Below are 12,153 nucleotides of genomic sequence, written 5' to 3' on the forward strand. Positions count from 1 at the left end.
TTAATAGTTAAACAAAACTGTTTGGGTGTTATTTGCGCAATTGTTAAAAGTGTTCAGTCAATGTTTGTTTAATTTTTCCCAAAGTAGTTGGAGCAACCTCTTCTTCTGTTTGATTGTGAAGAATAGGTAAACAAATAAGCGCTTCCAACCCGCCTTGAGGGCGATTGTGAATTGTAAGTTGCCCCTGATGCATGTCGACAATACGTTTCACAATGGCTAAACCCAAACCACTACCTTGTATGGTACGTGCTTCATTGCCTCGCACAAACGGTTGCATCAAGTCTTCAATCTGATCTTCTGGAATACCATCTCCGTTGTCCACAACACTAATATAAATATGCTCATTTTCAACTTTGGCTGATAATTCAATAGGTTCAGCACCATAACGTTTCGAGTTATTAATTAAATTACCAATCATACGTTTTAAAGACTGGCTACGGGCCTGAATGAGGGGTATATCTTGGGCTGTAAAACGGATATCTAAAGGTTTGAATTGAATGACTAATTCTTGTAACAGCATATTAATGTCAGTGTCTTGTAATTCCTCATCTGAGCCATCTCGCATGTATGAAATGAACTGATCAAGAATTGCATCCATATCTTCTACATCATAAATCAAACCTTCTTTAAGAAAGTCTTCATCAGGCATCATTTCTGCGCTTAAGCGAATTCGGGTCAAGGGTGTACGCAAGTCATGTGAAATTCCTGCCAGCATAATACGGCGGTCACGCTCAGTCTGATCCAGGGTATAAATCATTTGATTAAACGCTTGGTTTACTTCACGAATTTCTTGAGGACCATGGTTGGTTTCCAGATAAGGAGCAGAACCGGTTTTACTATAGTTATTTGCCGCATTTTGCAGACGACGTAAGGGGCGATTTAATTGGCGAACCAAGGTCAAAATAATTGCAGCAGCAATCAGTGGCACACCAAGCAACCAGCCAAACACCAGTTCCGGGCTATAGTTGGCATAGGTTTTTAAGGGTTCACGTACCCAATGGCCATTCATTTCAGGGGTTTGAATCCAAATACGCGGACTCGGCTTAAACTGGAAATAGACTGTCACATTTTCAACTTTCAGTTCTTTGGCTAACTTTTTCTCAATTTGGTTGGTAAAAAACTCGGCAATGACTTTATCACGCACACTCGGATATTCTTTCGGGTCGATAACGTATTCAATTCCGACGCGGTTTTTTAACCAGGTATCGACATCCACTTCGGCATTATTATGAAAAATACGTAAATCTGGATTATTGATAATTTCTAGTTCAACACCTAAATAACGTGCATGCTGCTGAATCTCAGGCAAATAAAGCGTACGCCAAAAGAACCATAACGACATAAATAAACTGAAGAATACAATGAATAATACCAGCACAGTGGTACGCATTGCAGCAGAACGCGGCTTAATCTTGTCAAAAAAGCGTTCCGAGCGGGTTCGCTTCTTTTCCGAATAAGTCTCAAAATCAGTAAATTTCTGTGGGTCGATGGGTTCGAGTTTCACACCTGATTCCTATGGTGAATTTGGGGCGAACAATTTAAGGCTAATAGCGGAGTCTTCCTGTTTGTCCGTTTATTGGAAGGAGCTCAACAGGTCACTTTTTCGAAAAAAGTAACCAAAAACTTTTGCCATCCACAAAACCTGTTCACTGTTATCTGTTTACTTAGAGCATCGCAGAAACAACATTTATCGAATGAAGGGCAGGTTGTGAATGGCATGCATGCGTATCTAATCTCAGTTTGAATAACAAATGGCTTTGTATTCAAACATTGTAGTCATTATTCCGCGCCATCTGGAACAAACACATAACCTACGCCCCAAACGGTTTGAATGTAGCGTGCACGGGCAGGATTTTCTTCAACCAGACGACGTAAACGAGATACCTGAACATCAATCGAGCGTTCCATCGCACCCCATTCACGACCACGGGCAAGATTCATCAACTTGTCACGCGTCAACGGTTCACGCGGATGTTGCACCAGTGCTTTAAGTACTGCGAACTCACCTGTAGTCAGCGTTACCACTTGACCTTCACGGGTCAGGGTACGTGTCGATAAATCCAGTGACCATGGACCAAAGCTGACCACTTCCATGTGCTGGCTAGGTGCACCTGGAACTTCGCGTACTTGACGACGTAGTACTGCACGAATACGTGCTAAAAGTTCATTTGGGTTAAATGGTTTTGGCAAGTAGTCATCTGCACCGGCTTCAAGTCCTGCAATACGGTCAGAGTCACTGCCGCGTGCAGTCAGCATGATAATTGGTGTATCGATATTGGACTGGCGTAAACGACGGCAAATGCTTAAGCCATCTTCCACGGGTAACATGAAATCGAGCACGATCAGGGAGAAAAGTTCGCGCTGTAATAAACGATCCATTTGTGTTGCGTCGTGTGCAGTTTTGACCACGAAGCCTTTATCTTCTAGAAAGCGCTGTAATAACGTACGTAAACGCACATCATCATCTACAACGAGAATGCGTTCGACGCGATCAGTTTCGTTTTGTACTGGATCTGTTTTTTCAGCAGGTACAACTAAACTCATGATGTGCTCCTTTATTCTTTATTGTCATCGTAAACAAAAGTTCGGATAGTCTTGAGTATACGATTCATTTGTATCTGTTTACTATGCTCTAAAGCAACAAATATAGCAGGTAAAATCAAGACATAGATACTAAATGTATACATCTAAATTGTAGTTGATCTTGCTGAATATTCAGATTAAAAATCTACTTATCAATTAATTTTGTAGGCAATTATAAAAGTCACATTGATTGGCAATATTGACCACTTATAAATTTAATAAAAACAATTGTGGATTTTATGGTCTTGGTCTTTATAATCATGCCATTTAGTACTTATCCTTGTGGGATCAAACACGATGACTGACTTAGTTCAGCAGTTAGCAAAAGAAATTGCCGTACGTCCAAATCAAGTAGAAGCTGCCATCAAGCTAATTGATGAGGGTGCAAGCGTTCCTTTTATTGCACGTTACCGTAAAGAAGTAACTCAGGGCTTAGACGATACGCAGTTACGCCAACTCGACACGCGTTTATCATATCTGCGCGATTTATTTGAGCGCCGTGAAAAGGTGATTGAATCTCTGAAAGAACAAAATAAATTGTCAGATGATTTATTGAATCGCGTCAACGCTGCTGAAACCAAGAATGCTTTAGAAGAGCTTTACGCGCCGTACCGCCCAAAACGTACCAGCAAATCATTTAAAGCCAAAGAAGCAGGCTTGGGTCCAATCGCGGAAAAAATCTTTACAGAGCAAGTTGATCCGACTGAAGCTTTAGCTGGCTTTAGTCATGAAGATTATCCAGATGTAGAAAGTCAGCTTGATGCGATCCAGCACATTCTGATTGATGACTGGGCGCAAAACATTGCTTTGACTACAGAATTAAAAGCGAGCTTTGCGAAAACTGCTGTTTTAAAAAGCGCAGTGGCAAGTGAAGAGAAAAAAGAAGTCGGTAAGAAATTCCGCGATTACTTCGATTTCTCTGAAAACTTCAATAAAGTCCCTTCACACCGCTTGCTTGCAATGTTACGTGGCCGTCAAGAAAACGTATTGGGCTTAAAGGTGGATGGTGAAGATGATGCACTCTTAGCGCGTATTGAAACCGAATACAATCTTGATTCGGTTCAACCACAGGCGCGTGCAGATTACTTGAAACAAACTGCTAAGTTGTTCTGGTTAGGTAAAGTTCGTCCACAAATCGAACATTCATTGTTGACTGAAAAACGTTTGGCTGCTGAAAGCGAGGCTATGGAAGTCTTTGCAGAAAACTTGCGTCATTTATTGCTTTCTGCACCAGCAGGCGCGCGTACCACTTTAGGTGTCGATCCTGGCATCCGTACCGGTGTGAAATTGGCCGTGGTTAATGCTTCTGGTGATGTTGTTGCACACAGTACCATTTACCCATTTGCACCAAAAGAAGACAAAGAAGGTTCAATTGCTGAACTTACGCGTCTTTGCCGTGAATTCAATGTTGATTTAATTGCAATTGGGAATGGTACGGCAAGCCGTGAGACTGAAGCAGTGGTTGCGGAAATGATGGCTGCAAATGCAGACTTGAACCTTACTCGCGTTTCAGTATCTGAAGCGGGTGCGTCGGTTTATTCAGCTTCTGAACTGGCATCACAAGAGCTTCCAGAGCTAGACGTTTCAATTCGTGGTGCGGTATCGATTGCCCGTCGTCTACAAGATCCGCTAGCGGAACTGGTAAAGATTGATCCTAAGTCGATTGGTGTAGGTCAATATCAACATGACGTAAACCAAACAGGACTCGCGAAAACGCTTGAAGCTGTGGTTGAAGACTGTGTGAACTCAGTCGGTGTAGATGTAAATACTGCATCTCCTGCAATCCTGTCGTATATCGCAGGTTTGAACAAATCGATTGCACAGCAGATTTTTGATTACCGTAAAGAAAATGGCCGTTTTGACAACCGTCAAGCCTTGAAAAATGTACCTCGTTTAGGTGAACGTACTTTTGAACAGGCAGCAGGTTTCTTGCGTATTCAAGATGGTTCTGAACCATTGGATGCATCAGCCGTTCACCCTGAAAGCTATGCGTTGGTGAGCAAAATTGTTGAAGCAAAAGCAACTACGGTAAAAGACATCATTGGTAATTCTGAAATCATTCGTCAGGTAAATGCTGAAGCATTTGCAGATGACAAATTCGGTTTGCCTACCATTCAAGACGTACTGAGCGAACTTGAAAAACCAGGTCGTGACCCACGTCCAGAATTCCGTACTGCAAAATTCCGTGAAGACATTACCGAAGTATCGCAACTGACTGAAGGCTTGCAACTTGAAGGCGTGATCACCAATGTGACCAACTTCGGTGCATTTGTCGATGTTGGTGTACACCAAGACGGTTTAGTGCATATTTCTGAACTTGCCAATGAATTTGTATCGGATCCACATAAAGTAGTGAAACCGGGTCAAATTGTTCAAGTCCGTGTATTGCAAGTAGATGCTGAACGTAATCGTGTCAACTTGTCTATGCGTCCTGAAGGTTCAGAAGCACCCGCTAAAGCGCCACGTCAGCCACGCCGTGAGCAAAATGCTCAGACTGAGCAACGTGGTGAACGTAAGCCACAAGCGAAGCGTCCGCAAAATGTACGTCCTCAGGGTGATCGTCCACACGCGAAAAAACCTCAATCTGCTAAACCACAAGAGCAAAAAATTGGTGGTTTAGGTGCATTGTTATTACAAGCCGGAATTAAAGGTTCAAAATAATCTTTATTGGCTAAAATAAAACCTCCCAAGTGGGAGGTTTTTTATTTTATATTTCAATATATTAAATATATAATTTAAAGTGAAAATGCTTCGTAGTTATTACCACAATATAATTCAAAATTTCACTTCTACTTCGTCCGAAGAGATTTTTGGTGTTTTGACCCAAGCACATCAATTTGCACTGGAAGAACGACAAAAAAATGCATGGCTTAAACAAATTCAAATTTTAAAAAATAGCTTTGCCGAATTTGAAGAAGGACATTTATTTTTTGAGTTTTCAATTCCTCGTATGGGAAAACGAGTTGATAATATTTTGATTATTAAAAATTTAATTTTTGTCATTGAATTTAAGGTAGGTGAAAAAGAATATTCGTCTTATGCAAAGACACAAACCATTGATTACTGTCTGGATTTACTTAATTTTCATGCAGAAAGCTATAACCGAAAGGTTATTCCTGTATTGGTTGCGACACAGGCGGATGAGAAAGAGATCGACTGGTCTGAGGTAATAAACCTTGAGGAAGTTGTGTGTTGCAATGAGTTAAATTTAAAAGAAACAATAGAACAGATTATTCAGCAATATGCAGGTTTAGAGCGTATTGATGCAATGAGCTGGTTAAATTCAATTTATAAACCTACACCTACGATTATTGAAGCAGCTCAGGCACTTTATCAAGGGCATCAAGTTGAAGAGATTTCTCGCAGCGATGCGGGTGCTATTAATCTAGAGTTAACCTCAAAAAAGATTGAATCAATTATTGAAAAAAGTAAGCAAAACAATCAGAAAGCAATTTGTTTTTTAACTGGGGTTCCTGGTGCTGGAAAGACTTTAGCAGGATTAAATATTGCTAATCAAAGATTGAAGGTAGATGAGTCGGAGCATTCAGTATTCTTATCTGGAAATGGTCCTTTGGTCGATGTGTTAAGAGAAGCTTTAACCCGTAATACTGTAGAAATTGGAAAAAGTGTAGCTAAAAACATTAAACGCTCAGAGGCTGAACGGGGGGCAAAAACATTTATTCAAAATATTCATCACTTTCGTGACCATTATTTAAAGTCGGCAGAAGTTCCGATTGAGAAGGTCGTTATTTTTGATGAAGCCCAAAGAGCGTGGAAAAAAGAACAAGTTTCTAATTTTATGAAACAAAAAAAGGGCATTGATGACTTTGATATGTCTGAGCCTGAGTTTTTGATTCGAGTCATGGATCGTCACCAGGATTGGTGTGTCATTGTCTGTCTAATTGGGGGTGGGCAAGAAATTAACACCGGAGAGGCTGGTGTCACGGAGTGGATTTCGGCATTAAGACAGAATTATCCAAATTGGAATATTTATTATTCAGATAAAGTTTTGAACGAGCCCGTTTATTTAGCTGAAACTGAACAGAAAAAATGGCTTAAGACAAAAGCTAAAGGCTCTGAGCGTTATGGAGTAATTGCGAGTTCTGGTGCGCGACGATTGAAAGCAGATGGAATAGATGTAAAAAATAAAATATCTCCAGCAGATTGGTTTCTAAACTATAAGACAGATGTTCGGTCTTCTTATTATTTAGAGGAAATAGCGACTGAGTTTGATATACAAGGCTTAGAAATAGACTTTACATGTTTGGCTTGGGATATCAATTTTTACTATGATAATGGATGGCGGTATCAGTCGTTTAAAGGGACCTGTTGGCAACAGATAAAACAGAATGAAAAACAGAAATATTTGTTAAATGCATATCGGATGTTATTGACTCGAGCTCGACAAGGAATGGTGATTTATATTCCGAATGTGGATGATTGTGATTGGACACGTCCAAAGTCAAAATATGACAGCACATACAAATATTTAAAGACATGTGGCTTTGAAGAAATAATTTAAAGAAAAACCTCCCAAGTGGGAGGTTTTTTTATGCAAGCTTTGGCACAATCCAGCTACAAATAATCAGCATAATGCCCAGATGCCCCAACTTACGGCTCACCTTTTCCAATGTTGAAACTTCTACCGGCGACTGTTGAGATGCACGTTTCATTTTTAGCGATGCCATCGACTTATTGAAATGCAGAAATATAGCCAGATCGATACAAATTAAAATACTACCAACATCACTGACTATATCCATCAATTGATAGTCTTGTTGATAGATAGAAGTAACTATTCGGTAGCAAAGAAACAGGGCAAAAGCACAACAGGCATATTGAAAAATAACAGCAGCAATCCGCATAAAAAATCTAAAAGCAAAAAAATGATGCGTGTTTATAACATAAAAAAGCCAGTCTCATGACTGGCCTTCATTTGAAAATATCTTATGAAAAGATTTTACCAATGTTCACCCGGGAACAAACGAGCATACGCTTTTTGCACCCAATTCAATTTCTGTGGTTGACCGACCGAAGCTGAAGAGCTTGGGAACAGGTTATAACCAATAGACATCAATTTATTATTGATATCTGGCGCAATAGAGTAGGTGATAGAAGCCAAACGGCCTAAGTGAGTCGCCACTTTCTTCGGACGCTTCACAATGGCATAAGCAATTAGATCTGCTGCCTGTTCAGGAGAAAGGGTTGGTACATATTTATAAATTTTGGTTGGTGCAATCATCGGGGTGCGTACCAACGGCATGTAAACTGAAGTAATCGCAATTTTATGCGAATGAACTTCGGCGGACAAGCAGCGGCTAAACGCATCCAGTGCAGCTTTAGATGCGACATAAGCTGAAAAACGTGTTGCATTGGCCAATACACCAATCGAGCTGATGTTAATGATATGACCATCACGGCGCATCATCATCTGTGGTAAAATATTCATGACTAAACGGATGGCACCGAAGTAATTCAGTTGCATGGTACGTTCAAAATCATGAAAACGATCGGATGATTCGTGTACTGCACGACGAATAGAACGTCCCGCATTATTAATTAAAATATCAATATGATCGACAGACTCTAAAACCTGTTTAGAAACTTCATCAATCGATTCCATGTTATTTAAATCACATGGAAACACTGAAGCCTGTCCACCTTTTGCTTCAATTTCTTGTTTAACTTGATCTAATGTTTCTTTGGTACGGGCCACCAATAAAACATGTGCGCCTGCATCGGCAAGTTTATGTGCAGCAGTTAAGCCAATACCACTGGATGCACCTGTAATTAAAACCACTTTGCCGTTGACGCGGTTGCGAAAAAGTTTCTCTAGTCTCGAATTCACGCTGTTTTTCCTAATTTAAATAGAACAAAATGCTAACTTATGTTTTTTCTAGTTGATTATTTGACTCAAAATATTGGGGAATTGAGCTCTTCTCGTGTAGGTTATGATAACCAAAGTTAAAAAAAAATCTATAAATAAGTTGTTGAATTTACAAATATAATTAGAGTAATTGCTCTATTTTTATTCTTCTTATAACTTAATTTTTACCATGAATTCAAAAAAAAGCAAAGAGAAATAAGCAAAAACCATTGAAGAAATAAAAACCTTCTTCTCATTGAGGAAGAAGGTTCAGTTTAAAGTAGCTTATAAAAAATTAAACTTGAGCAAGCGCTTGTTCTAAATCATTAATTAAATCATCAATATGTTCAATTCCAACTGACAAGCGAACCATGTCCGTGCTGACTCCCGCTGACTTCAATTCTTCCTCATTGAGCTGGCGATGGGTGGTCGTGGCAGGGTGGCAAGCGAGACTTTTTGCATCCCCAATATTCACCAGACGGGTAAAGAGTTGCAATGCATCAATAAATCGAGTTCCACCTTCAAGCCCATCCTGTACCCCAAAAGACAGAATCGCAGATGGTTTACCTTTCACGTATTTTTGCGCCAAAGCATGCTGTGGGTGATCTTTTAAGCCAGCATAATTGACCCATTTTACTTTTGGATGCTGCTGTAAATATTCAGCCACTTTTTGCGCATTTTCAGTATGGCGTTCCATACGTAAATTTAAAGTTTCCAAGCCTTGCAGAATCAGGAATACACTGAGAGGGCTAATTGCGGCACCAGTATTGCGTAATGGCACCACACGTGCACGCGCGATATAAGCGGCTGCACCTAAAGCTTCCACATAATTCACACCGTGATAGCTTGGATCAGGTGTATTCAGCACTTTGAAACGTTCAGGATATTTGCCCCAAGGAAATTTGCCACTATCCACAATGGCGCCACCAATCGAGTTGCCATGACCGCCAATATATTTGGTTAGTGAGTGCACCACAATATCGGCACCATGTTCAAAAGGTTTCAGTAGAGCAGGGGTGGCAACCGTGTTGTCGACAATAACGGGCACACCATATTCATGCGCAATTTTCGAAATCGCTTCCAGATCGATAATATTGCCGAGCGGATTACCAATCGATTCCACAAACACCAGTTTGGTCTTTTCATCAATCAGACCACGCAGCGCTTCAGGATTCTTATAATCAAAGAAACGCACTTCAATGCCTTGTTTTGGCAAGGTATGCGCAAATAAGTTGTAAGTTCCGCCATACAAAGTCGAAACCGAGGCAATATTGTCACCGGCTTCGGCAATGGTCTGAATGGAATAGGTAATGGCTGACATGCCGGATGCCAAGGCCAATGCACCAATACCGCCTTCAAGTGCCGCCAGACGTTGCTCTAGAACGGCTGTAGTCGGGTTCATAATACGGGTGTAGATATTGCCCTGAACCTTTAAATCAAATAAATCGGCTCCATGTTGAGTATTGTCAAAGGCATAAGATGTGGTTTGATAAATCGGTACAGCCACTGCTTTTGTGGTTGGATCTGGGCTATATCCCGCATGGATGGCCAGGGTTTCATCTTTATAGGTCATGTTTACATCATCTTCGTGAGTTAAATATTGATCGAGTTTAGCATTTCTATATATGAATCAAAGTGCTATTTAAATGAAATTGTTATCTTAAATATTCATATCAGTGATCATTTTTCAATTCAGCTTGAACCAGTTTAAGTTTGGGTAATATGTTTAAAAAATAAACGCGACCTGAGTTGTAACATTCTATTGAAGATGCGAGCTATGCCTTATTTTTTCGGCACTTTCATCGTATAATGCCCGCTATTATTTGTTCGCATAATATTATGGTTATGCGAATGTGGTTTTTTCTATAGAGGAGTCCTACGTGGCCCAATATATTTACACGATGAACCGTGTGTCAAAGATGGTTCCGCCTAAGCGCGAAATCCTGAAAGACATCTCTTTATCATTTTTCCCAGGCGCAAAAATTGGTGTGCTTGGTTTAAACGGTGCAGGTAAATCTACCTTGCTTCGTATTATGGCGGGCGTAGATAAAGATTTCTCAGGTGAAGCACGTGCTCAACCGGGTATTAAAATCGGTTATCTTGAGCAGGAACCACCATTAGATCCGAATAAAGACGTTCGTGGTAACGTTGAAGATGGTTTACGTGAACCCCTAGATGCCTTGGCGCGTCTGGATGAAGTATTTGCGGAATATGCAGCAGAAGATGCTGACTTCGATGCACTTGCAAAAGAACAAGAGAAGTTGGAAGCAATTATCCATTCTTGGGATGCGCATAACCTGACTAACCAAATGGATCAGGCTGCAGCAGCACTGAACCTTCCAGCTTGGGATGCAGACGTAAACTTGCTTTCAGGTGGTGAACGTCGCCGTGTTGCATTGTGTCGTTTATTGTTATCTAAACCGGATATGTTGCTTCTTGATGAACCGACGAACCATTTGGATGCAGAATCTGTCTCTTGGTTAGAACGTTTCTTGAAAGACTTCGCTGGTACCATCGTTGCGATTACGCATGACCGTTATTTCTTGGATAACGTGGCCGAGTGGATTCTGGAGCTTGACCGTGGACATGGTATTCCTTACCAAGGCAACTATTCTTCTTGGTTGGAACAGAAAAATGCCCGCTTAGAACAAGAGAACAAACAAGAAGAATCTTTTGCCAAAGCATTGAAAAAAGAACTTGAATGGGTTCGTTCAAATGCCAAAGGTCAGCAAAAGAAAAACAAAGCGCGTATGGAACGTTTCGAAGAACTTAACTCACGTGAGTTCCAACAACGTAACGAAACTTCTGAAATCTATATTCCACCCGGTCCACGCCTAGGGAATAAGGTTGTAGATGTTGAAGGCATTAGCAAATCATTTGATGGTCGTTTGCTCTATGAGAACTTAACCTTCTCTGTGCCACCGACTGCGATTGTGGGTATTGTGGGTCCTAACGGTGCAGGTAAAACTACACTGTTCCGTATGATGACTGGCGAGCAACAACCCGATACCGGTACAGTAACCTTGGGTGAATCCGTTAAAGTGTCTTACGTGGGTCAGCTGCGTGATACTTTGGATGACAATAAAACCGTTTGGGAAGAAATTTCTGGTGGTCTCGATATCTTGAAGGTAGGCGATTACGAAATTGCATCACGTGCTTATATCGGTCGTTTCAACTTTAAAGGTCAAGATCAGCAAAAACGTGTTGGCAGCTTGTCGGGTGGTGAACGTAACCGCCTGCAACTTGCAAAAGTCTTGCAACAAGGCGCAAACGTGATTTTGCTGGATGAACCATCAAACGACTTGGATATCGAAACGTTACGTGCACTTGAGGATGCAATTCTTGTATTCCCAGGTACGGTAATGGTGGTATCGCATGACCGTTGGTTCCTGGACCGTATTGCAACGCATATCTTGTCATTTGAAAATGAACAGCCTGAATTCTACGCAGGTAACTATGCGGAATATGAAGCCTATCGCCAGTCACGTTTGGGTGATGCTGCTGTACAGAAGCGTTCTAAATACAAAAAAATCGGCGTTTAGTTGATTGTTTTTATATGATTAAAAAACCAGCCTGCGGGCTGGTTTTTTATTAGGAATTTTTAGCAAAAAGCTAATTTATTAAAAGTTTGTTATAACGCTGCTTTCGTCTCAAAATGGCCTTACTTAACAGCTTTTTTGACCATTTTTCTGCATAAATCTAAA

The 12,153-nt window shown here is 40.7% G+C and carries 8 protein-coding genes; 3 read left to right on the forward strand and 5 right to left on the reverse strand.

All coding sequences use genetic code 11. The features are described from left to right. Positions 1–43: 43 nt before the first annotated feature. Together AC3CAU_RS04445 and ompR are read right to left on the reverse strand one after the other, a co-directional pair. Positions 44–1,504, reverse strand: a complete 1,461-nt coding sequence (locus tag AC3CAU_RS04445; RefSeq protein WP_447053728.1) for an ATP-binding protein — start codon at positions 1,502–1,504, stop codon at positions 44–46. A gap of 275 nt (positions 1,505–1,779) precedes the next feature. Then, the gene (ompR, locus tag AC3CAU_RS04450) at positions 1,780–2,544 is read right to left on the reverse strand and encodes an osmolarity response regulator transcription factor OmpR (protein ID WP_067726874.1); all 765 of its coding nucleotides are present in this window, start codon (positions 2,542–2,544) and stop codon (positions 1,780–1,782) included. A gap of 336 nt (positions 2,545–2,880) precedes the next feature. On the opposite strand from ompR, the gene AC3CAU_RS04455 reads away from it, so the two are divergent. Then, a complete protein-coding gene (locus AC3CAU_RS04455) occupies positions 2,881–5,244 on the forward strand; it encodes a Tex family protein (protein WP_447053727.1) in 2,364 nt (787 codons plus the stop codon). A gap of 85 nt (positions 5,245–5,329) precedes the next feature. Next, positions 5,330–7,105 (forward strand): DNA/RNA helicase domain-containing protein, encoded by a 1,776-nt coding sequence (locus AC3CAU_RS04460; protein ID WP_447054346.1) that lies wholly within the window; start codon positions 5,330–5,332, stop codon positions 7,103–7,105. Between the two features lie 28 nt (positions 7,106–7,133). Here AC3CAU_RS04460 and AC3CAU_RS04465 read toward each other — a convergent pair whose 3' ends face one another. The 3 genes from AC3CAU_RS04465 to AC3CAU_RS04475 form a co-directional block, all read right to left on the reverse strand. After that, on the reverse strand, positions 7,134–7,448 hold the full coding sequence (locus AC3CAU_RS04465; protein ID WP_424621556.1) for a hypothetical protein: 315 nt from the start codon (positions 7,446–7,448) through the stop codon (positions 7,134–7,136). Positions 7,449–7,543: 95 nt separating this feature from the next. After that, positions 7,544–8,431 carry an SDR family NAD(P)-dependent oxidoreductase gene (locus AC3CAU_RS04470; protein WP_131218224.1) on the reverse strand — a complete coding sequence of 296 codons (888 nt, stop codon included), beginning with the start codon at positions 8,429–8,431 and terminating at the stop codon, positions 7,544–7,546. 313 nt (positions 8,432–8,744) lie between these two features. Continuing rightward, on the reverse strand, positions 8,745–10,022 hold the full coding sequence (locus AC3CAU_RS04475) for an O-acetylhomoserine aminocarboxypropyltransferase/cysteine synthase family protein (RefSeq protein ID WP_447053726.1): 1,278 nt from the start codon (positions 10,020–10,022) through the stop codon (positions 8,745–8,747). Positions 10,023–10,329: 307 nt separating this feature from the next. Between AC3CAU_RS04475 and ettA the strand changes: the two genes are divergently transcribed. Next, positions 10,330–11,991 carry an energy-dependent translational throttle protein EttA gene (ettA, locus tag AC3CAU_RS04480; RefSeq protein ID WP_424621561.1) on the forward strand — a complete coding sequence of 554 codons (1,662 nt, stop codon included), beginning with the start codon at positions 10,330–10,332 and terminating at the stop codon, positions 11,989–11,991. Positions 11,992–12,153 lie beyond the last annotated feature (162 nt).

This window comes from Acinetobacter sp. GG23, from assembly GCF_057766365.1.